Origin of the sequence: Legionella sp. PATHC035, assembly GCF_026191115.1 — a bacterium.
Lineage (GTDB): Bacteria > Pseudomonadota > Gammaproteobacteria > Legionellales > Legionellaceae > Legionella.
Genome location: NZ_JAPHOT010000001.1, coordinates 557,008 through 580,586 on the forward strand (window position 1 = coordinate 557,008; position 23,579 = coordinate 580,586).

Consider the following 23,579-nt stretch of genomic DNA (forward strand, 5'->3'; position numbering starts at 1 on the left):
AGATTGCCATTTAGGTAATTACATGTTGATTTTTTTTTACAAAAAACAGCTGATTAATACTCTCCAGCAATAATTCAATAACTATGCTGGCTTCGTATTCAACTCAGCTACATTATTCATACGATCTTTTGCAGCCCGATTAATTTTCTGATAGAGTAATTCAGATAAACTTTCAGCCTTATAGAGGATGTTAAAAATGATTCGAGGATTTTTTGCTGGTTTAATCTTTTTACTCAGTTTCTCAGCTTTTTCATATGGAAATACTTGTGGTAATGCGGTCCCTACAAATGATGCCGGTTTTTGTTCTTCATTTAAACAAGTTGCAACGTGTTACTGTACTAGTTCTGGCTTGCCTGCCGGCATGTGTCAAGATATGAATATGTTGTATGCTCGTATGGTCAGCGTATATGGTTCATTGGATAAAGCATGCGCCGCTCAACCTTATACTACGAAACAAGATTGTCTCGATAATTGGAATTGTTATCGTCTCGGTGGAATAGATTCTCGTGGTAGAATTTGTAGTTCCACAAAACAACCCTGTCAGTAATTTATATAAATTGTTAGAGTCAACACAAAATGATTAAGGTTGGGCTATAGCCCAACCAGAAATTCTAATGATTAAAACAATCTTCGTAGAGTACTTATTGTGCAAAATAAAAATTCAAAATCATTTTTATTCTCATTGTTATTTCTTTCAACATCTTTTTGTTTGGCACAGACCAATGATATGCCCCACCACCCTTTTTACATTGGTGCAATTGCGGGTTTTGGTTCAACTACCTGGCAAGGTTTAGTTCCAAGTGAAGAAAATCAAAATGTGGCCTTGATGTTATCAACTCCTATTGATGTGGAAGAAGGTGGAAGTGCATGGGGCGTTTTAGCTGGTTATGAATTTACTCGCTTCTTTGCAATCGAAACCAGTTATATGCATTTTCCAGATGCGAATGTTCATTTTGACTCCATAAGTTTATTCAGTTTCAAACACGATGGTTTAGAGGTTTTAACAACCCAAACTGAAGTCGTAACCCTGATGGGCAAACTCATGGTCCCTATTCCTCACTCCCAGATGAAAATCTTTTCCGGAGCTGGAGTTGCAGGTGTGCATCGTAAAGATATTGTTGTCGATGACTGGCGTCCAGGACCTGCTTTTGCCGTAGGTATGAGTTATAATTTTACTGAACAGATAACTGGTGAAATTGCTGGAAATTTTAATGCGGGTTATGGGGAGTCGCAACTGAATCCTGCCGACTCATATTATCCTTTTCTCTATTCAGTTGCTGCTCATCTAATTTTTCGTTTTTAAATCAACTGTCATGATATAAATTCCACTCGGATTAAGATCATTTAATCCGAGCTTCTTGTTATCTTGTATGCAGCCAATGAACACGTTAAAACGTCGTGCAACCATCGAACGAAAATTAATTATTGTTTGCCCAACCGATATATTTCGTAGTTTTTCTTTAATTCGTATTGAAGGGTTTCTTTATCATCCAAACCCAATCGGTCCACTAAGGATAACGTATGCATGATGTGCGACGCTTTAGCTTTAGTTACTGTAAAAGGTATATTTAGGTGCGAATTTTTAGGATCACTGATAACCTTTAAGAAATCATTTTTTCTAATGCCTTTCACATGCTGAATTTCATTGTCTTTACTGGGTATAAAATTTTTATTTTTAACCAGACGGCGCATGACATAATAATAAGTATTTATTTGTTGATAGGTGAGATCCAGCTCAATAGTATTCTGTTCATCATACATATCCATTATTCGATTGCGAGGCAAAGCAGGATGATGTATTTGAGCTAACTCCCTAACCCCCTGAAAGATACTGCTAGCCAATTGAGGGAGTAATTTATTCAGTACATAATGTCCAAAAGGACGAAATGCATAGCTGTAAGGTACCAATATATTATAATAAATCAGGGATCTCACTAATACATTAATCCAGAGATGATGCGTTTTGCGCTGGGAATTATCGTATTCTGCCGAAACATATCTGAATTCGGTATCTGCAAATCCTGCATAATTTAAACAATGATCAAAAAAAGCATTAGGCCCTTTCTTGTCTTTTGGCGGCACCACTTGAAGGATTTCCCAATCTTTTTTCCAAATACCGAAAGAAGAAACCGGATCATCACCCTGTTTTTGCACTACAACTCTTGGCTTTTGAATCAATTCTTCCCAGTGGTCATACCCACTTTTAAATAAAGGATCGAAAAGCCCCGGTGGATTCAATGCATCAACACGTGATATTTTATAATCCCCCTTATCAAGAGCAAGCAACAAACTTAAAGCCCCTCCCAAACTTACTCCACATACATGAATTGTATTATTCTGTTGATTGAGCCATGTTCGAATTGCTTCTCTACCACTGCGATATAAGGATAAACCAACCGTTTCAAATCCTTTTGAGTCCGTTTTTATTTGAGTTAAGAAACCTTGCCCTGCAGGATAGGTAGTGCCCATAAAAATTAAATGCGATTCTGCTTTTTCATGAAAAATTGGTTTAAGTCCATAAGCAAAAACGCGATCATGATCATAGGTAAAAAACTGCTTCCACCCATGTTTCCCTGTTAGTTCAATCGGAGTAACTTGATACTCAACTAATTCCCAACGCCCTTCATTACATTGTGGAATTTTAAAGGACTCATAAGGAGTTAAGTCGCCGTAAGGAAGCATAGACAAGCAATTACTTAAATAAAGTTGAACTTGTTCGCTTTGCTCGTCATTCAATTCTTTTTCATGGAGTTGCTTAAAAAGCTCTTGGAACCCTTGTTGCATGGCCAGACGAACTTCTCTTAATAACTCCATATCTCGCTGAAGAAAAAAAGAAGATAACACTGTTGGAGTTAAAAATTGAGTCCAAGACTTTGTCCATCCCATAGTAAAAAAGCGCAGTATATTGCGGGCCAAAATAGGAGCGGTTTGAGAAGAGTCCACTCCATCAAGAGATTCAAACTCCCCTTGCTCAAAAAACTTGAGTTCCAAACCTCCTTTAAATGTTGTTCCTTCTGACAATTCAACCTCCCTTTCCCTGTTTTGGTCGTTGAATAAAGATCACTTGGGCCCAGCCAATCCAACCGAGTGAACTATGAATATAAATTATATGCCTTTACCTATTCGATACTCACTGTAGCATTTTTCTAAATTCTCTTTTAATAAGGCCTCGTTCTCCATTCCTAATTGTTGTACCCAATATAAAGTACGCCGAATGTGAGCGGCCTTAGCTCGAGTAACCGTAAAAGGCACTACAATATCTGCACTTTGGGAATTAGCACTTTCTTCGAGTACTCTTTTTTTGCTAACCCCTGCTACATGGTTACTTTTGTGTTCGTCGTCAGGCAAATAGCTCTTTCCTTTTACCAGCCGGCGCATCACATCATAATAGGTGTGTATTTGCGGATGAGTAAGTTCTATCTTAACTGTCTCGTCTTTATTATAGATATCCATAGTCGGATTGCGCGAAAGAGAAGGATCATGCATCTCAGCCAGCTCCTCTTTTTCTACAAGCGATCGAATAGCAGAATTTTCTCGATTTTTTTTCGAAAGGTATGTTGAGCAGGCAAAAATGGAGGCCAACAATCCTCCAGCAATGATAAATAAAGCAGCTACGGGTATGATCCCAGCCAAGGTAAGACCCACTCCTGCTAATACACCTGATACAGCTATTGTAATCATCCAATTTTGAACAAAAAAATAGGCAAGCGGACGCACTGCATAAGTATACGGCAGAAAGAAAAGACCATAGAGTAATGCCCTACCAAGGGTGTAAAGCCAAAAATTACGCGCTTTTCGTTTGGCATTATCCTGTTTGGCATCAATATAGGTAAAGGTTGTATCGGCGAATCCGGCATAATTTAAAAAATGGTCACAAAAACAATTGGGCCCTTGTTTATCGGGTGGTGGAGTGACTTGCATAATGTACCAATCATCCTTCCAGACTCCAAAGGCTGAAACAGGATCATTTCCTTGCTTTTGTACAACAACGAGTGGCTTATTGGCCAATTCATGCCAATGATCATTTTTATTTTTGAACCACCCCTCATGCAGCCCAGCAGGATTGAGGGCATCAACACGAGACAATGCATAATTTCCTTTATCGATAGCAAGTAATAAGCTTAGTGAACCACCTAAGCTGACACCACATACATGCACTTTATTTTTTTGACTGCTAAGCCATTGATGAATGCGATCTCGTCCCGTTTGATAAAGAGACTCGCCAACAGTTTCAAAGCCTTTGGAATCCGTATTCACTTGGGGTATGAAGCCCTGTCCCATAGGATAAGTTGTGCCCATGAAAATTAAGTGAGACTCTGCGTTTTGTTGAAAAAGCGGCTCAAGTCCATAAGCAAAAACACGGTCTTGGTCTTGAATAATAAAACGGTTCCATCCTGTTCTTTGGGTTAATTCAATTGGTTTGACTTGATATTCGACTAGTTCCAGATGGCCGTCAATAAATTGAGGGATTTTAAAGGCTTCATAAGGTGTTAAATCGCCATATGGGAGTAACGTCAAACAATTACTTAAATAAAGATGAAATTGCTCTTTTTGCTGAGCAGTTAATTCCTTATCCTTTAATTGCTCAAAAAGGTCGAAGAAACCCTGTTGAAAAGCGAAACGTAATTCCCGTAATAATTCATGATCACGTTTTACAAAAACAGCATAAGCTACGGCTGGGGTTAAAAACTCAGTCCACTGCTCTGTCCATCCCATCATTAAAAAGCGCACCGCATTGCGCGCAATAATCGGTGCCTGTTTTTCTTGTTCCGCACCTTCAATGGGTTCAAATTGGCGTTGAGGGGAAAAATTAAGTTCTATTCCACCTTGAAAAGCAGATTTTATAGGCATATTCCACATCCCAAATAATTACATGAGTATTTTCCTTATCTTAGGGCAAAACACTTGAAGAACGATTGAATTTAAAGTGCAGATAAGGCAAAAAATACACACAATACAAACGTTCTTACTCAGTGACAAGTACTTATTACAATTTTTCTTGTTTTAGCGAAGTCACCACAGCAGGACGTTGTGCAACCACTTTCATAAATTGTTCTAAATGTTTATACGCGGAAAGATCCATTTTAAAATGATACGCCCATCTGGTTATGACAAATAAATAAGCATCGGCCAAAGAAAAGTCATCCCCCATCAAGTAGGTCCCTTTTGCAAGACGCTCATTAACATACTTCAATCGAGTAGTGATTATGGACATAAAATTTTTTTTTGTTTCTTCATTAAGATTGGGATTAAAGAACATGCCAATAGTTTTATGTAATTCAGTTGCAACATAATTTATCCACTCGAGGGTGTGGTATCTTTTTAAGTCTCCTACTGCGGGTAAAAGCTTTTGACCAGGTGTTATATCCGCTAAATATTGCAAAATAACCTGGTTTTCTGTCAACAAATCCCCATTATCCAGGTAAAGTGCTGGTACTGCACCTTTAGGATTAATCGATAAATAATTTTCATCTGAACGTGTTTTTTTTGCCTTTAAATCGACTTCTTCATCTTGAAAATCGATTCCTAACTCATTAAGAACAATACGTACTGCTAAAGAACATGCTGATTTGGCATAATAAAGTTTCATACTCACTCCTTTGATTCCTGGTCAAATATTAGATTACTACTGTTAAGTTAAGAACAAACCCTCTGCACGAGTAGCTTTTACAGAAAACTATTGTATTTCATTTTGACAAAGACGAAAATGGATTGCCCACTGGCATGAAACAAAATTTATAGAAGGATTACCGCTTTCGCGGAAAATCACGACTTACAGTTTGATCTATTGTATCCTGCCTCAACTGAATGACAATGAATACGATCCCCCTCGAGTGATTAATATATTCTTTCGAATTCAGTTGAGCAGACTAGAAATCAGTTATACTAGCCATGTAATTGATTAGTCGGTCCACTTTTCAGATCATTTTCTATCTCATCAAGTAACTTCATAGTAGATGATGTTCTTTTGACAAAAGGAAGATAATCCCAAAAGTAGGTTTTTCTCAAAACCTCTAATTGCGGTTTATTTTTTACTTTCCAATCCTGAATATTTTCTATTAATAAATCCAAAGTTAAATCTTTCTTTGGTCCAACCAGGTCTAAATATAATTCTTTTAATTTTGAGAACTTAATTTGTGTATCCTCTGAATCAGGTTCTAAACACGGCAGCGCTTCCATTCGAGAGTATAGCTTTCCGAGTATCATTTCTTTTGCCCCATCCCCCTCATCACCTAGAACAAAAGCGGCTGGAGGAGGTGGAAGTACATAAAAAGGGATATCTTGACTGGGTTTACCGTATTCCAATATCGTTTGATAAGGTAACTCCCTAAAAAAACTGGAAGAAACTAAAGAGCCAACTGGTGCATGCTGTACTTCTTCAACGAGTTTGATTGCTGAATGCCTGCAGGTGTTACCTAAATCCAATTCACTTACACTCTCCTGTATTTGACGTACATCGCGAGAAGGAAAGACTTTATCTTCAGTGAACCTTAATTTAATTTTATCCTGATTTTCTATAGGCTTTTCAGCACATTGCCCCTCCTGTTCGGATTCAACAGGTCCTGCTGTCCCTACGGGTTTATAACATGCGAACTTATTTTCATCGGTTTGCAATGACTCCAATATTCGTACAAATTCGATATATTGTTCGTAGGTAATATCATATGCTTGATAACTGATCGGGTGTAGGCCAATTTTCTCCCTGTAGATCCATTCATCCCTTAAACTTGCTGGATTACTAAAAAACAATCCATTACAGATGCACTGCATATTAGTCAAAAAGTTAGGTTTAGTAAGATTGTGTCCCTTGCCAACACGACTAAGTAACCGTTGGATTTTATGTCCTTGCGGGTCATATGTCCCTAGCATTAGGAAAGAATGTACCCCCTGCTGCTTACTAATGGAAATAAAAAAATGATCGGTTTTTTTATTAATTTTAAGGACTGAAGGTGGGAGATTAGATTTTATAGTATCATCTTTAGAAGTAGCCATAAATGTTGATTTATAAATCGTAAAGCACAAATTGTATCACGTGTATTACATTGTTGCTACAACCTGTTTTTATTTAATTCATATTGGGGCTTTAAAAGTTAGATAACCCCCTTCTCCACTGGGAGAAAAGGGTCAAAAAAGATGAAGCTAAGAAATACACTGGAGTTCAGGATAATTTTTTAAAATGACCTTGTATAAACCTAGGTTCGCTTTAATAATCTCATCGCCTAATTTAGAATCTGGATTGCCTTCACCGCCTTTACTATTTAAAGCAACTACGGTTGTTACATTATTGCAAGCCTGCCAAAAATACATGACGCGAAATCCTAGAGTACTCCCTTTATACACCCAAAAACGTTGTTTGAGTTCTTTATCATAAAGATACCCTACTCCTAAACCAAATCCATGAGGATCTTCTTCAGTGACTTGAGTAATAGGTTGTCCTGTTTTCATAGAGACAACGGACTCTAATTCAGCCAAAATCCGCTCTCTATAAATAGGCTTAACCAATGTTCCGTGATAAAGCTGTTGTACCCAGCGAACTACATCTTCCGTATTTGCAACGATTGCACCTGCAGCAGCCGCCCAAGATAAATCATTGGTTAATGTATCAATTAATTTATTCTTATTCTCATCATAAAAATATCCATGAACTCGGCGATCTTCAATGGCTTTTTCTCCCGCTTGCCCATCAGGACCAGCAATATAAAATGAATTATTTAATCCATTTTTTGCGTTGATAATCCGCAGTTTTAATTGATTTGCAAAGGTATCATTGGTTATTTTTTCGATAACCATGCCTGCAAGAATGTAATTGGAATTTGAATATTCAAAAAGATTTCCCTGCCTCTTTTTGATCGGTTTTTCAGGGTGAGCGTATTTAAGTAACTCTTCATCCGTCCAAACTCGATTTAAATTGGCTTCCATTTTTTTGGAAAACTCATCATCTTCTGAATAGTTTGGAATACCACTGGTCATATTCAATAATTGTCTTAAAGTAACCTCTTTCCAATTAGGATATTGAGGTAACCACTTCCCCAAATGGTCATCCAGAGACAATTTATCTTCTGTCTGCAATTGCAAAAGGATAAGTGCCGTAAATGATTTGGTAATACTGCCAATATCAAACAAATTGCTTGAGGTAATCGGTTGAGATAAGGGAGGGAATCCCATGGTACCGTGTACCACCGTATGGATTTCTTTTTTAGAGCTCATTTGATTTTGAGGAATCAAGACGGATGCGGCAATCGCTGTAAACTTTTCCTTTTTACTGTATTGCTGATAATAGTTATCAATCTCCTTCTGTAATTGATTTGTGATATTAGAAGATGAGTCAGAATGAGCAGCAGAAAGCATGGGTGGAGAGAAAAAAGCCACAAAGGCTAACCCTAAAAACTGTGATTTTAATTTCATAAGCCATTATCCCTGTGTTTTATTAAAATTATCACTCATACAAATCAATATATGATGGTCACGAATCTAATAATTTAGAGTCTACAGATCACGATTTTACTTTGACCTGCAGACTAGGTCCTACAACAAATTGAGAAATCAACTATTGGCTTGAGCTCTGATTTTCAATTGTTCTAAAGCATTATTCAGACGAGTTAAGACTCTTTCTCTACCGAGTAAAGTCAAGGTCATATCAATTGATGGTGACATGCCGGAACCCGTTACGGCGACCCGTAATGGCTGTGCGATTTTCCCCATATTGATATCAAATTGTGCGCTGATGTCATTAATGCATTCTTGCAAATGATCCTTCTCCCACGTCTCCACTGTTTGTAAACGCTCATAAAGTGCCGTCAAAGGCTCCAAGATGACTGGGCGCAAATGCTTTTTCACAGCGGCTTCATCATATTCAATTGAATCAGTAAAAAAATATAAACTCATTTGGCACATTTCAGCTAAAGTCTTACATCGCTCAGCTTGAATTGCCACCAAATCGGTTAATTTTGGCCCCTTAGTCAGATCAATGCCCGATTGTTCAAAATGCCAACGCAATGATTCAGCTACCGCCTCAGCAGAATCATTTTTTTGATAATGTTGATTGAGCCAATATAATTTTTCATAGTTAAAACTTGAAACACCCCGACTCACGTTTTTTAATTCAAAACATTCAATCATTTCATTGATACTGAAGATTTCTTGATCGCCATAAGACCAGCCTAAACGGACTAAATAATTGAGTAATGCATGAGGTAAAACCCCTAACTCTTTAAATTGCAACACACTGACTGCACCGTGTCGTTTGGATAAACGTTTGCCATCTTCACCTAGGATCATGGGTAAATGAGCGAATACTGGAATTGGCGCATTAAGCGCTTGAAACAAGTTGATTTGTCTTGGGGTGTTGTTGATATGATCATCACCACGAATTACATGGCTTATTTTCATATCGATATCATCGATAACCACAGCAAAATTATACGTTGGATGGCCGTCAGAACGTACCAGAATCAAATCATCTAACTCACTATTCGCCACATGGATTTCTCCATATACTTCATCATGAAATGAGACAGTACCTTGTTCAGGATTTTTAAAACGGATTACATGAGGCTTATCCGATACAGGTAAGTTTTTATCTCGACAATGGCCATCATAACGGGGCTTTTCTTTGGCAGCTAATTGGGCGGTGCGTAAGGCTTCCAGACGTTCTTTGCTGCACTCGCAACGATAAGCCTTACCCTCATTCAAAAATTGTTGAGCTACTTGGTTGTATCGTTCATAACGTTCCGTTTGATAAAAAGGGCCCTCGTCATAATCCATACCTAGCCAAGACATACCATCCAGGATAGCTTGTACCGATTCCTTGGTAGAACGCTCTTGATCCGTGTCCTCTATGCGTAAAATGAACTGACCGTGATGACGCTTTGCATAAAGCCATGAAAATAAAGCAGTTCTCACTCCGCCCACATGTAAAAAACCAGTTGGGCTTGGTGCAAATCGGGTTCTAACTGTCATAATCTCTTCCACATTGTAAGGAATAAAATAATCGGGCTATAATAACTGACTTTGAAGCCTGGGTGAAGGATATTATGAGCAGACTCACCTAAAGTCTGTTGATTACCATTCACGTTACGATCTACTCTATGCAGGCTAAAATTAAAGTATTATCCGAACTATATTGGTGAGTCACTTTGAAAAGCATAGGTATCAAGTATCAACTGAGGATTACCACCCTAATTCCAGCCTTTTTAGTCGCCCTGCTTCTCGCTATTTTTTATAATGGACTGTTTGGTAATGACTTAAAACAGCACATGTCCCGTCTGGGCGAAGCATACATCCGTCAATTACTTCCTGCAGCACAATACGCCATGCTTCGACGTGATGATCGCACATTGCAGGGGTTGATTAATGCATCCACAATCAATCCAGAAGTAAAAGCCCTCGCTTTTTACAGTAGTGACGGACAACTGCTGGCTTACCGCGGTGGGAAACATTCACTGAATAAACCCTTCAATCCTCCTAAATTTACAGGGGATTATATAGAAAGCAAGCAAATTAATCCTTTTACCATTAACTTCATCGCACCCGTTACGATCCCCAAATTTAATCTTTATTCCAACTCGTCTTTTAAAAACATCCTCAGTCCAATGGCCACTCGTGCCGATGATATTTTAGGTTGGTTGTCCATTGATATCGATACTCGTTCGATGATCATCAAACGTTATCAAATGCTCATCGTAACCATTTTTATCACTCTTTTTGGTTTGCTCATGGGATTGACCATCCACTACTTTCTCTCGAAGCGGATTTATTTACCCATTTCCCGTTTACGTCGGAGCATGAAACAAATTTTACGCAATGAGTTCGAAACAGAAATCAAAACAACGAGCCCAGGTGAACTAGGCATCATTGAGCAAGGATGTGCCCATTTACAAAAAAAATACCTCGAAACGATACGCGACTTAAATCAACATATCGAAATCGCCACTGAAGATTTACAGCAAAGTCTTGAACTCTTAGAAGAAAAAAACATTGAGCTTTCGCTTGAAAAGAAAAAAATAGAAGAGAAAAGTCGGCAAAAATCAGAATTTATTGCCAATATGAGTCATGAAATCCGCACACCAATGAATGGTGTTATTGGCTTTACTAATGTTTTATTGGAAAGCAAGCTTGACCCCTTGCAATTAGATTATGTAAAAACAATCAAAGCTTCTGCACAAGACTTGTTGGGAATTATTAATGACATCCTCGATTTTTCTAAAATTGATGCGGGAAAACTTCACCTCGATTGCATTCCCCTGAATATCCGTCATTGTATCGATGAAGTGCTTACCCTCGCAGCACCCAATGCTCATAAAAAAGGGATTGATTTAATCCCCATAACCGATGTCAGTGTACCTAAAATTGTTTTAGGTGATCCCTTCAGAATCAAACAATTTATCACCAATCTTGTGACTAATGCGGTTAAATTTACCGATCATGGTTATGTATTGGTCCGCACTAAAGTAGAACAAGAAACAGATAAAGATTACACTTTATGCATCACAATCACTGATACTGGTTTAGGTATTTCTCAAGAGGATCAAAGTAAATTATTTACTGCATTTAACCAGGCCGACACAAGCATTACTCGTCGTTATGGCGGTTCAGGCCTAGGATTAGTCATTTGTAAAAAGCTCTGTGAAGAAATGCATGGACGTATTAGCTTTACCAGCGAGCTCAATAAAGGTTCTAGCTTCACAGCTCACGTGAAGGTTGAAAAGTTAGTTGCCTATGAAATAGAAAAAAATCAGATACACCCCTTCGCGCATTTTAAAATGTTATGCTTTGATGATAATTCGCTCCATCTGGAAGCACTATGCAATGGCTTAGGTTATTGGGGAATTCAATGTATTCCGGTCAATTCGTTTAACCGTCTTGCGAGTGCTCTTGAGCATAACAAAGACTGCAATATTGTTTTTCTCAATATCAACAAAGGTTATGAGCAAAAAATCGCCAAAATCATTGCCGAACATAACTATTTTCCATACGTGCTCATTTCCAAATGGCTTATTAATGATTACACCGCACTTGGAGCCCAGGGCTTTTTATACAAACCCATCAGCATTCAAAAACTTCAAGATGTTATTGAATCCCTCACTAGCCAGGAGAACATTGAAAAACCGGTCAATCATGAATTGGATGGTTTAAGAGAACAATTACGCTTTATGCACCCTGATTTACTGATTGCCGAAGACAACCCAGTGAACAAAATGCTTCTGGACTCTTTATTGGGCACTCATGCAAATATGACTGCAGTTGATGACGGTGAAATGGCGGTATCGGCGTGTAATGACAAAAAATACGACCTCATTTTGCTTGATTTGCAGATGCCTAAAGTCAATGGATTAGAGGCAGCTCGACTGATTCGACACAAATCACAACTGAACCGCCATACCCCTATAGTTTTAATTAGTGCGAACGGCAGCGATGTGAATAGCATTGATTTAAAAAAATCAGGTGTGGATTTTTGCTTGCAAAAACCTATAGATGAAAAACAATTACTGACCCAAATCCTGCGGATTACCGATAAAGCAAAACATGCCGCTATAGATTGGCAATTATGTGTGCAAAAAGTATCTGGAAATCAAGCACTTGCCGAAGAGTTTCTTAGCCGATTTGTGGAGGAGTTACATAAAAATCGTGAAGAATTTATCCAATTAATGCATGATAAAAATATTAAAAAAATAGGCGAGGCAGCACATAAACTGCATGGTGCATGTTGTTTTTCTGGAGTGCCAACGCTACAGAAGAAAGTAGTCCAGGTAGAAAAACTGGCCACACATGCTGCTTCAATTGAAGAGCTCGCCACCCCTTTTGCCGAATTAATTCAAAGCATTGATGCAGTAATTAACGAATATGAACATCAAAAAATAAGAATTTAAATGATTACCTATCTTCTCACTTACTCTTCGCCAAGAGGCTATGAAGACAAGTAATTACCCTTAACCAGGAGAAAGAATGACTATAAAAAATGCAATATATGCTCAATCAGGCGGTGTCACCGCGGTAATTAATGCCTCTGCTTGTGCCGTGATTCAAACTGCCAGAAAATTTCCACAACATATTGGCAAAGTATATGCAGCCAAAAATGGGATTATTGGTGCCTTGAATGAGGAGCTTATTGATACATCACTAGAGAGTGACTCAGATATTGCGAAATTATTACAAACGCCTTCTGGTGCATTTGGTTCTTGCCGCTACAAACTTAAAAATGATGGCGAAGAATACGAACGGTTAATTGAAGTTTTTAAAGCACATGATATAGGATATTTTTTCTATAACGGCGGCGGGGATTCCCAAGATACCGCACATAAAGTATCGCAAATTGGCTCGAAAATGGGCTATCCGATTACCTGCATTGGTATACCCAAAACGGTAGATAATGATCTTCCCTTTACTGATGCGTGCCCTGGATTTGGCTCTGTAGCTAAATATGTTGCTGTTTCTACCCGAGAAGCAGGTTTTGATGTTGCCTCTATGGCTGCCTCATCAACAAAAGTCTTTATTCTGGAAGTAATGGGACGTCATGCCGGATGGATTGCTGCTGCCAGTGGTTTGGCCAGCCAACACCCTGATGAACCACCCCACATAATCTTATTGCCAGAAGTTCCTTTTCAACAAGGTAAATTCCTGAATAAAGTGGATGAGTGCGTTAAAAAATATGGTTATTGCGTTGTTGTCGTTTCGGAGGGAATTCGTAACACAGAAGGTAAATTTTTAAGTGATGCAGGAATTCGTGACGCATTCGGTCATGCCCAATTAGGTGGCGTTGCACCAGTCATTGCTCAGTACATCAAAGCGGAATTGAATTACAAATACCACTGGGCAGTCGCAGATTATTTACAACGTGCTGCCCGTCACATCGCCTCAAAAGTTGACCTCGATCAGGCTTATGCTCTAGGTAAGGCCGCAGTAGAATATGCCATAAAAGGGCATAATGCCATCATGCCAATTATCATTCGTGAACAAGATGAACCCTACCAATGGTCTATTGGTCACGTCCAATTAGCCGATGTTGCCAATCAAGAAAAAGCGATGCCCAAACATTATATTACAGAGGATGGAATGGGCATTACTGCAGAATGCAAACAGTATTTGTCACCACTAATTCAAGGTGAAGCTTATCCAGATTACATTAATGGATTACCTGATTATGTTCGTTTAAAGAATCAGTTAGTACCGAAAGTACTCAAATAATGTTTGACTCAAAACAATATTGTAGCCTGGATTAGGCAGTGCTAGTCCGGGTTATAACTTACTCATTGTTTTCAAATTTGTTTTATCTAGAAGAAACAAAGAATTGCCGGATTAAAATAATTGTAGAACATAAGCAACAGTTATCTGCTTCTGCTACAATTAAAAGAGGAAAAGAGAGTGAAGAGGACTTCCTTTTCTTGCCATGGCAGGTTGTGTATATGTTCTGGCAATTTTGTTTTAAGTTTTAGATAAATGGCATTATTTTTGCTTGTTTATCGTTGTACCAATCATTAGGGAGCAAATGATGAAACAAAAAGGCTTTACGTTAATTGAGTTGATGATAGTGGTGGCAATCGTTGGTATTCTTGCCGCAATTGCTATTCCAGCTTATCAGGATTACGTTGTTAGAGCTCGTGTAACAGAGGGATTAAGTATTGCATCGTCAGCGAAAACCACTGTATCCGAGAATGCAACAACGGGAGCTAACGATTTAAGCTTGGGTTGGAGTTTTAATAATCCAACTCCAAATGTTCAGAGCGTAACTGTTGCTGCGAATACCGGAGTAATAACCATTACTTATACGGCTCTTGCAAACAATGTGGTTCTAACCTTAACTCCGCAAGCTAACGGTGCAGCACTTGTTCCAGGAACACCACCAACAGATCCAATTACCTGGAACTGTGCAGTTGGAAATGCTGCAGATGATCGATATGTTCCTGCGAACTGCAGAATCTAGTTCTGTTATTATTCAAAAAGCCGCTTAATGGCGGCTTTTTTATTATTAATTTGTAGTAGAGATCACTATGTCACGTAAAAATCGTATCGAAGAATTGGTAAGTCAAGAATTAGCTCCCATTTATTTAAACGTCGAAGATGAATCGGCCAATCATCACGTTCCTGAAAATGCTCAAACACATTTCAAAGTTACTGTTGTTTCTGCACGCTTTACTGACCTATCACGAATCGCACGTCATAGGCTATTAAATCAATTACTAAAAAATGAGTTTGATCTTGGGTTACACGCCTTAAGTATGCATTTATTTACCCCTGAAGAATGGGACAATAGGGGTAAAAACGTTTTAAATTCACCTGTTTGTAAAGGCGGGTTTAATAAAGAAAACCGGAATACTTAGCATGTACCCCGGTTAGTACCATCTAATCGAGGACCTTTCACCTCCCGCAAGAGATTCTCCCATAAAATAAACAGGCTATGGAACTCGAGACAGCGGGAAATGAACAACTCAAGCGAACGAGCCGGCATGGTTTTTGCTTTTTCTTTCATGCGATGAGGAGTAACTCTATAATTTAAAAGGATTTAATATGAAAATAGAAACATATAAAGAAAGATTTGTTGAATTGACCGAGCATGCCATGAAACTCAGTAGTTCCTGTAAATCAAAGCCTGAGTTACAAAAAGAAATTACCGCTCTAAGTAATGAAGCGGTAGTATTTTATAAAACAAATAGCGAGTATAAAGAAAGTGATTATCAATTAAAGATCGAAATTTTTCTCGAATTTGATAATTTCTTGAAGTGTTTGAAAAGAGATTTTGAGTCTCACAGCCAGATGAGTAACAATAATTCGTTCTTTAAGAAACTCAGAATTAAAAAATCTGACTCCTATGAGACAATCCCTAACATAGAGAGCTCAAAAGGTTTATAATTTTAAAAGATTATTGACAGGTTTTTTATTGACTAAACAGCCTTTGCACTTCCTCTCCTGTAAAAACCTGTCTGTAAACCTACGATAAAATAGGTATTGAATGCCTAGACTAAGATATAATTTGTATTCCACCGTAATTATTTGAATTAGAAGCAACAAAATTGCCTCCATATGGTAAAATAAATAGTAACGTCCATTGCTAACTTCCTATATAATGCCTAGCATTTTAACAAGTCGATTTGATTAATGAACAACTGGTCCTCTGAAAAAATATCTGTCCTGGCCTTAGTGTTACTAATTACTGGTGCAATTGATAGTATAAGAAATTTACCGGGAACCGCCCTATTCGGTTCTTCATTAATTTTTTTCTTTATCTTTTCCGCAATTGTTTTCTTAATCCCAGTGGCTTTAGTAGCAGCAGAATTGTCCTCAACGTGGTCGGATGAGGAAGGCGGAATTTACAGCTGGGTGAAGCATGCTTACGGTGAGAATCTTGCTTTTTTTACCATCTGGTTGCAATGGATCAATACCCTAGTCTGGTACCCCACAATTTTATCCTTTATAGCAGGTGTTTTGGCCTATTTAATCAATCCTGAACTGGCACAAAATAAATATTACTTGATTTCAGTAATTCTAGTTATTTTTTGGTCATTAACTCTAATCGCATTATCTGGGTTACGCGCTTCAGCACATTTTGCCGGTCTTTGTGCCATTGTAGGAATGATACTCCCCATGGGGTTTATTATTTTTCTTGCCCTTATTTGGGTTATTAAAGGAAACCCTATAGCAATTAATATGAGCTTAGAGCATTTGATACCGCACTGGAAAGACAGCCAATCCTGGGTATCACTGACTGCAATTATGACTTCCTTTTTAGGTATGGAGCTTGCAGCGGTCCATGTCCGCAATGTGCATAACCCACAAACCAATTTTCCTCGAGCAATGTTTTTTTCAGTATTGCTTATCCTAACAACGATGATTTTCGGCTCGTTAGCTATCGCTTTTGTTCTTCCAAAAGAGAAGATTAGTCTCATTGACGGCGTACTGCAAGCCTTTACTAACTTTTTTCATGCGTATAATCTTGAGTGGCTGTTACCTATCTTAATTGCATTATTACTTTTGGGCAGTTTAGGCAGTATGATCAATTGGATCATTTCGCCAGCTAAAGGCTTGCTTATGGCAGCTAATCATAACTTCTTACCGAAGTTTATGTGTCAATTAAACAAACGCGGAATGGCCTCACGAATTTTAATAACTCAAGCGATTTTGGTGACGCTTTTATGCAGTGGTTTTCTCTTATTTCCGAGTGTTAATGCTATTTATTGGCTATTTACTGCCTTAAGCACTGAACTCTACATCATGATGTATGTTTTGATGTTCATTGCCGCTTGGAAATTAAAAAGCAAATACGCACATCTTCATAGACCTTTCGCAATACCCGGCAAAAAAGCGGGTTACTATCTGACCTGTATTCTGGGTTTATGTGGCTGCACTATGACTTTAATTGTTGGTTTTATTCCACCAGTTGAATTTATGAATTTTGGTGGCGCAAATCATTTTCGCTTGGTTTTCTCTATGGGAATTCTAATCATGATGATTCCTGCATTTTTGTTGTATTGGCGAAAAAAATACATTACAAAACCTTCGGATCAAGATAAAGATATTACTTAATGTCTTTCAAATGAGGTTTTCCTTTCATCCAGTTCCCTTTCTCAGGAATCTGGATGAGTTTTTATTTGCTCCACCGCAAATCGGTATTCGGAGCTCGATGACTCGATTTTGAGTAAATCGACAAGTGCCGTTTAATGTTACAGCGTATCCTTTTCTTCCAATGAAATAACTCGAGCTTCATGCTCTAACATCACAGGAATATCATCATGGATAGGAAATGCCAATCGATCGAATTTACAGATAAGTTCCTGTTTTTTTAATAATAATTTTCCTTTACATAAAGGACACACCAATATTTCCAATAGTTTTTTATCCACAAAATTCTCCAATGAACTTAAGTCACTTTATTACGTACATATACAGGTTGAGCTTGAGCAACTGAAATGGGTTTTTGCCCAAAAAATTGCGCAAATTGAATCATAGCCGCCGCAGAAGGATTCACTGTTATTTTATCAATAATTTGTGATTTAACTTCCGGTGTAAACGCCTCCCAATATAAGTCTGCCCCTACTCCTGCAAGGGTTATAGGTTGATTGCTAGGAAGACTGAGTTCATGCACTGGATTAACATGTTCCTCTGCTGTCCATTGATCTGGAGCAAAATAAGCCCAGTACATTTCCTGCATACGCGCATCGAGCACGGCCAATATAGGGATCTGGTTCAGCTGTTTTTTCTGGCGAACCGACCAAGCGATAGCGACTAAGCTACTCACTGGAATCAAATGCAAATCATGAGCATAAGCCAATCCTTTAGCAATACTGCATGCAATACGCAAACCGGTAAAACTTCCGGGGCCACGACCAAATACTATGCCATCCAGCTGATGCATTTGTAAACTGGCGAGGGCCATTAGCCTATCAATCATCGGTAAAATAAATTGTGCATGTGTTTTTTGATTACTTTGTTCTTCACAAAGTAATTCTTTACCAGTAAGTAAAGCGACACTGGCCGTTTCTGTTGATGTATCAATCGCTAGCAGTTTCATAATCCAGCTCTAATTCTTTAATAAATGAAAGCACTTTTTGCTCATCTCGTGTTTTTGGTAATTGGGGTAAACTGGCTAAAATACGTCCACCATAATCTCTGCTGGTTAGACGAGGATCGGCAATCATTAGAACCCCTTTATCAGTATTATCCCGAATCAACCGCCCTACCCCTTGCTTTAGGGCAATTACGGCCCCCGGTAAAGAGAGCTCATCAAAACCTGACAAACCTTTTTCTTTTAAGTAAGCCATTCTACCACGAATTACGGGATCAACCGGACTGGAGAATGGCAACTTATCAATAATAACGCAAGAAAGCGCGTCACCTTTGACATCCACTCCTTCCCAAAAAGTGGCGGTTCCCAATAAAACCGCATTGCCTAATTGCCTAAAACGCTCCAATAAAATTGGTTTTGCCTCTGTTCCCTGAATTAATAAGGGGTAGTTTAAATTATTGCTCATCATTTGAGCAACTTGTTTTAATGCTTTATGACTGGTAAACAGAAAAAAACAGCGGCCCCCTAAGGCTTCAATTAAAGGAATGGCTCGTGATACTAATAATTCATAATAGGCTGAATCTTTTGGATCGGGTAATCCTCTCGGCAAATAAAGTAAGGCTTGTTGTCGATAATCAAAAGGACTCGGCAACAATAATGTTCTCGCCCCATGTAATCCAAGTGGTTTACAAAAACAATCGAAAGAGTCTGCAATAGTTAACGTTGCCGAAGTAAATACATAAGTACACTCTTGGCGCCGGAGCAAGTGACTGAACGTTTCTGCAACATCGTAGGGAGTAATGTGAAAAACTAAAGTATGTTTAAAACGCTCCAACCAACGTATTTTATTATTACTTTCCTGAGTAAAGCACATCAGAATTCGAGCAAACTCTTCCAATCGTTCTTTGCATCGTACCAGTCCAGGAAATTCAGCAAGCGACAATTCGCTAAAGCAGTTCATCACTTCATCTTTTAACGTCAACCAATTAACCCATGCCCCCATAAACAATTTATTATGCTTTATTTCATGCCAACTAAACCGTTCCTCCGCTCCGGGTAAACCATTTAATAATTCATCCAGGAGCTGATCGGCTTTATGGCTTAAGAGTTTTAAAGGTTGATTTGCCAGATCCACAGCCGGCCATTCTTTAATCAGATCATCTAATAAATCACGAAATTGACGCGTTCCAATACGTTCACCATTGAAATGAGTTGCTATTTCGGCAAGTTGATGGGCCTCATCAAAGATAATGACATCCACACCGGGCAATAACTCGCCAAACCCCTCTTCTTTTAGGCGTGAATCAGCAAAAAAAAGATGATGATTAATCACTACTACATCTGCATCGAGCGCACGTTTGCGTGCTTTGAGTAAGAAGCAGGTTTCGTGATTAGGGCACTCAGCACCCAAGCAATTATCCACTGTAGAGGTAACATAAGGCCAGACTGATGAATCCTCACTCAGCTCGGGAAGCTCCGATCGGTCCCCATTTTTCATTTGCGATAGTTTACTGCGTACATGAGCCACCTCATGTGCGCATTGGGAGCTTTGAAACTGACCTTCTTCGGAGTGCAGTTCTACGCGGTATTGGCAAATATAGTTGGATCTTCCTTTTAGATTTTGTATGCGTGCAGATAATCCTAAAGCTCTAACCAAAGTAGGTAAATCTTTTTGATAAAGTTGATCTTGCAGGGTTTTAGTTGCTGTAGAAATCAGTGCTTTTTTGCCACTTAACAAGCAAGGAAGCAAGTAAGCAAATGTTTTGCCTGTTCCAGTACCTGCCTCAGCAATCAAAATTGATTTTTCTTCAATTGCTTCAGCAATCGCTACAGCTAAATCAGATTGTGGCTTACGCGCCACAAATCCTGAAATAGCAGTGGAAAGTCGACCTTTCTCACTAAGAATTCGCTGGCATGAGTCAGCAAGTGAAGTGATTTCTACCACTCTTTCTGTAAATATTGAAGTTTATCCTTAACCTCGTCCCAATCTTTGGCATCAGGTGGGGCATCTTTTTTAGCGGTTATATTAGGCCAATTTTTAGCAAGTTCCGCATTTAATTCTTTAAATTGCTGCTGTTCTGAAGTTAAATCATCCTCAGAAACAATGGCATTGACAGGACATTCAGGTTCACACAATGCACAATCAATACACTCGTCTGGATGAATTACCAAAAAATTGGGTCCTTCATAAAAACAATCAACGGGGCATACTTCAACACAATCAGTATACTTACACCTAATACAACTTTCTGTTACTACAAAAGTCATGATAACCCTTTTTTAAGCTAGAAATAATCAATATTAAATCATAAAACTAATCACTTAAGATAGTGGTTTTCATAGTAATTGCATCATCTCAAACCAAGCCCTATTGGTTCATGCAATTTGAGAGTCACAATGAACAACTGAAAATGATGGAGTACAAGACTATTACTTTCTTTCCTTTCTGGGCAATTATTATTCTTGAAAGATAAGTGGTACTATGCTGTAATTTTACACAATTTTTAATGACACCTTAGTACAAATAGATTGTCGAGCTTTAATGAATCGATAATATTTTTTGATTTTTTGTAATGGAGTATCCATGGGATTAACAGTAAAACCTATAAGCGCGAAATATCGAAAGTTGATAAGACTGATCCATGAATTTAATAAAATAGCACCTGGAGATGAGGTCCAACGTTTATTTTATCTGCAAAAAATCAATTATTCAGTCAATTCAATACGCATAACTGAAGGAGAATATCATTGGCTCTCAGCCACTGATACCGAGAGTTGGCAAGCACATCTCTTGGCTTATGGAATAAATCCTGATGGTGCATTCTTTTACAAAGGAATTCAATTTGCAAAAGCAGTAGCAGCACTATGCCCTGTATCAGCCGCTGAGCTGCCAGAACAAAGTGACACTGAGCTCTATAAGTTAATGAAAGAGCGAGATGCATTATTGAAGAGCAGCAAACCTTTTGCCGAAATTAAAGAACAATTTGTAACAATAAGCCAGCGTCTTAGTCTGTTAGCTGAACACGATAAAATGCTGAAACAAAGTCTCGATGATCACAGCCGAATTTTAGCACTGGCCAAAGAAAAAATCAGCGCAATTAAAGGTGACATCGTTACATGTAGCTCTGCCTATAAGACAGAAGTTCTCGGTGACGAGGCGGTTAATAATTACAACTTTACACTCGAAATGAGAGGATGGGACAAAACTCTCGTTCTATCTGTAGTAGACCGTAGTGATTTAAATGATCAAGATTTATACTCTGATCCTGTTTCGAAATATTTCGCCAATGATAGTGGTCTTTTCATGATGCAATTCAAAAGTCAAGACCAGCAGGAACTCGAATACCGGCCGGTGGTATTAAGCCAATATGCTAACCAGGGAAATTTACTTCATGTCGCAAAATCGTTAAAAGGCGAGTCAAAAGAAACAATCGCCGCAAGAGCAAAATTTCACTTTAATCAAATTAATGATTTTTGTCTTAAACTCAAAGAAGCAGGTTACTACCATCCTGATATTAAATTGAGTAATTTTTTGGCGCATAATAATAAGTTGGTCATCAGTGACCGCAAAACATTTGTCAATTCCCCAAATCCTCTTGCCAGTGAAGTACGTGCATCTCCCCGCTATGCTCCTCCCGAATATCTTGTATGTATTAATGAAGAATCTAAGACATACTACCCTTCTGCCTACAAAACCCACCTTAATGTAGAGCAACTGATGTCCTATCAGCTCGGTATGGCGCTTAAGGAGTTCTTAATTGCGACGCAAGTAGATAAGATACCTGATTTAAGAAAAACGCGTCACCGGACTGCACTTTCATATTTTCGAAAGCCAGGCTATGCGATAACCAATTTGTCCATTCTTATTGAAGAATTAACACGTCCTGAAATAGGGAAAAGACTTTCCATTAATCAATTCCAAGAGCTATTATTCTTGATTAACAACCCAGCGGTATTTCATAGAAAACTTGAAACAGCAATATCTTCAGAGACCTTAGGTATTCAAAATGAATTAAAAGAGATTCAAAAGCTTTTGGCCACCGATAACATCGATAAAGGAGAATTTTTAGAGAAAGCAGACGCCATTTTTACCGCCACTTCGGAACGCGAGCCAAAAGAACCTCGTTTAAATCGATTGGCGGAACAATTAGCGACAAAGTGTTATCAAAAATATTCCAAAGAATATTTTTCCCAAATTTCTCAGGATATTGAAGATGCTCTATTAACCGAAGATTGGGAGGCCTCAAGTTGGTGGAGAAAAGCAATCCATTTCCTCACCAGGGGTTATATCAGAGTGGACAGAGTGACCCCGGTAGACAAAATAAAGATTGCACTCGATTATAACGATCCAACTTTTCGAACTCATTTTATTCAATTAGAATTTTTGCCTGCAGAAGAGCTCGATGACCTAGGCCTCACTGAATCAAATAACTTTCAAGATTACTTTGAAGCTCATTTAGATGAGATTCGAGCCCTTAATACCCCGAACTCGGAAAGCGAGAGCGATGAGGCTGATTGTGAAGAGGAAGCGCCTGAAAGTCCAAAAGATCGAGACGGCACATCCGCAAAATCCTCTCGAATTAGCAATGAAGAAACTCCAGCAGAGTCCTCTTCTTTTCAGACGGTGGTAGTCAAAGAACACAGCTCTAAGAGAGCAGAACCCCCTGTAAGGTCCCCAAAATCTCCAGATGGAACCTTAGACTCTGAACCGCAAAAGAGCACTCCCCCTCAAGAGAAGCCTCAACGGCATAAGAAAAAAACTTCTGTGAGTCTTGCAGAAAGCCAACATTTTTTTGCAAATTATGCAAAATTGTCCAATGCTATCTCACCGCTTAAACATAAATCAGCACATCGGATTGGAAGCACCCTATTTCGAGGTGAGCAAAGAACGCATCACCCGCGGATTCAAGATGTTTTTAAACCGCTGACCCAAGAAAAAACATCCGAACCATCAGTTACTGCGACTGGTTTGGTACAATAAAAATTAGATCAATGCTCAGGGAAGAGCGACTTCATTACCTCAAAATTGTTTTTTTCTTCGAATACACACTAATAACCATCGTAATTTTTAAAATTTTCTTTT

At 38.5% G+C, this 23,579-nt stretch carries 19 protein-coding genes; 9 read left to right on the forward strand and 10 right to left on the reverse strand.

Translation table 11 applies throughout. From position 1 onward, the window contains the following. Positions 1 to 196 precede the first annotated feature (196 nt). Together OQJ13_RS02490 and OQJ13_RS02495 are read left to right on the forward strand one after the other, a co-directional pair. Positions 197 to 547, forward strand: coding sequence for a hypothetical protein (locus tag OQJ13_RS02490; protein WP_265708949.1), 351 nt, complete (start codon positions 197 to 199; stop codon positions 545 to 547). 99 nt (positions 548 to 646) lie between these two features. After that, positions 647 to 1,303 carry an outer membrane beta-barrel protein gene (locus tag OQJ13_RS02495; RefSeq protein ID WP_265708950.1) on the forward strand — a complete coding sequence of 219 codons (657 nt, stop codon included), beginning with the start codon at positions 647 to 649 and terminating at the stop codon, positions 1,301 to 1,303. Positions 1,304 to 1,422: 119 nt separating this feature from the next. Here OQJ13_RS02495 and OQJ13_RS02500 read toward each other — a convergent pair whose 3' ends face one another. The 6 genes from OQJ13_RS02500 to gltX form a co-directional block, all read right to left on the reverse strand. Beyond that, positions 1,423 to 3,021, reverse strand: coding sequence for a hypothetical protein (locus OQJ13_RS02500; RefSeq protein WP_265708952.1), 1,599 nt, complete (start codon positions 3,019 to 3,021; stop codon positions 1,423 to 1,425). An 84-nt stretch (positions 3,022 to 3,105) separates the two neighbouring features. After that, a complete protein-coding gene (locus tag OQJ13_RS02505) occupies positions 3,106 to 4,851 on the reverse strand; it encodes a hypothetical protein (protein ID WP_265708953.1) in 1,746 nt (581 codons plus the stop codon). Between the two features lie 136 nt (positions 4,852 to 4,987). Then, positions 4,988 to 5,590 carry a glutathione transferase GstA gene (gstA, locus tag OQJ13_RS02510; RefSeq protein ID WP_265708955.1) on the reverse strand — a complete coding sequence of 201 codons (603 nt, stop codon included), beginning with the start codon at positions 5,588 to 5,590 and terminating at the stop codon, positions 4,988 to 4,990. A 296-nt stretch (positions 5,591 to 5,886) separates the two neighbouring features. Continuing rightward, positions 5,887 to 6,993 (reverse strand): hypothetical protein, encoded by a 1,107-nt coding sequence (locus OQJ13_RS02515; RefSeq protein ID WP_265708956.1) that lies wholly within the window; start codon positions 6,991 to 6,993, stop codon positions 5,887 to 5,889. Positions 6,994 to 7,140: 147 nt separating this feature from the next. Further along, positions 7,141 to 8,406 (reverse strand): serine hydrolase domain-containing protein, encoded by a 1,266-nt coding sequence (locus OQJ13_RS02520; RefSeq protein ID WP_265708958.1) that lies wholly within the window; start codon positions 8,404 to 8,406, stop codon positions 7,141 to 7,143. A 138-nt stretch (positions 8,407 to 8,544) separates the two neighbouring features. Next, positions 8,545 to 9,960, reverse strand: a complete 1,416-nt coding sequence (gene gltX, locus OQJ13_RS02525; RefSeq protein ID WP_265708960.1) for a glutamate--tRNA ligase — start codon at positions 9,958 to 9,960, stop codon at positions 8,545 to 8,547. A 176-nt stretch (positions 9,961 to 10,136) separates the two neighbouring features. Between gltX and letS the strand changes: the two genes are divergently transcribed. The 6 genes from letS to OQJ13_RS02555 all read left to right on the forward strand — a co-directional run bounded on the left by letS (position 10,137) and on the right by OQJ13_RS02555 (position 17,517). Further along, positions 10,137 to 12,869 carry a two-component system sensor histidine kinase LetS gene (gene letS, locus OQJ13_RS02530; protein ID WP_265708962.1) on the forward strand — a complete coding sequence of 911 codons (2,733 nt, stop codon included), beginning with the start codon at positions 10,137 to 10,139 and terminating at the stop codon, positions 12,867 to 12,869. Positions 12,870 to 12,945: 76 nt separating this feature from the next. Continuing rightward, positions 12,946 to 14,184 carry a 6-phosphofructokinase gene (locus OQJ13_RS02535; RefSeq protein ID WP_265708964.1) on the forward strand — a complete coding sequence of 413 codons (1,239 nt, stop codon included), beginning with the start codon at positions 12,946 to 12,948 and terminating at the stop codon, positions 14,182 to 14,184. Positions 14,185 to 14,488: 304 nt separating this feature from the next. Next, a complete protein-coding gene (locus OQJ13_RS02540) occupies positions 14,489 to 14,920 on the forward strand; it encodes a pilin (protein WP_322783751.1) in 432 nt (143 codons plus the stop codon). Positions 14,921 to 14,987: 67 nt separating this feature from the next. Further along, positions 14,988 to 15,317, forward strand: coding sequence for a BolA family protein (locus OQJ13_RS02545; protein WP_265708969.1), 330 nt, complete (start codon positions 14,988 to 14,990; stop codon positions 15,315 to 15,317). A 187-nt stretch (positions 15,318 to 15,504) separates the two neighbouring features. Then, positions 15,505 to 15,846 (forward strand): hypothetical protein, encoded by a 342-nt coding sequence (locus tag OQJ13_RS02550; RefSeq protein WP_265708970.1) that lies wholly within the window; start codon positions 15,505 to 15,507, stop codon positions 15,844 to 15,846. Between the two features lie 246 nt (positions 15,847 to 16,092). Beyond that, a complete protein-coding gene (locus OQJ13_RS02555; protein ID WP_265708972.1) occupies positions 16,093 to 17,517 on the forward strand; it encodes an APC family permease in 1,425 nt (474 codons plus the stop codon). A 137-nt stretch (positions 17,518 to 17,654) separates the two neighbouring features. On the opposite strand, the gene OQJ13_RS02560 is transcribed toward OQJ13_RS02555, so the two are convergent. The 4 genes from OQJ13_RS02560 to fdxA are packed head-to-tail and all read right to left on the reverse strand — an operon-like array spanning position 17,655 to position 20,764. Next, on the reverse strand, positions 17,655 to 17,834 hold the full coding sequence (locus OQJ13_RS02560) for a Trm112 family protein (protein WP_028380212.1): 180 nt from the start codon (positions 17,832 to 17,834) through the stop codon (positions 17,655 to 17,657). A 17-nt stretch (positions 17,835 to 17,851) separates the two neighbouring features. Further along, on the reverse strand, positions 17,852 to 18,502 hold the full coding sequence (gene tsaB / locus OQJ13_RS02565) for a tRNA (adenosine(37)-N6)-threonylcarbamoyltransferase complex dimerization subunit type 1 TsaB (RefSeq protein ID WP_265708974.1): 651 nt from the start codon (positions 18,500 to 18,502) through the stop codon (positions 17,852 to 17,854). Beyond that, complete coding sequence (locus OQJ13_RS02570) at positions 18,483 to 20,441, reverse strand: ATP-dependent DNA helicase (RefSeq protein WP_265708977.1); 1,959 nt, start codon at positions 20,439 to 20,441, stop codon at positions 18,483 to 18,485. The genes tsaB and OQJ13_RS02570 overlap by 20 nt, the downstream gene beginning before the upstream one ends. Further along, the gene (gene fdxA / locus OQJ13_RS02575; protein ID WP_028380209.1) at positions 20,435 to 20,764 is read right to left on the reverse strand and encodes a ferredoxin FdxA; all 330 of its coding nucleotides are present in this window, start codon (positions 20,762 to 20,764) and stop codon (positions 20,435 to 20,437) included. The genes OQJ13_RS02570 and fdxA overlap by 7 nt, the downstream gene beginning before the upstream one ends. 316 nt (positions 20,765 to 21,080) lie before the next feature. Here fdxA and legK7 point away from each other — a divergent pair, with 316 nt between their 5' ends. Beyond that, a complete protein-coding gene (gene legK7, locus OQJ13_RS02580; RefSeq protein WP_265708979.1) occupies positions 21,081 to 23,477 on the forward strand; it encodes a LegK7 family Dot/Icm T4SS effector kinase in 2,397 nt (798 codons plus the stop codon). Positions 23,478 to 23,579 lie beyond the last annotated feature (102 nt).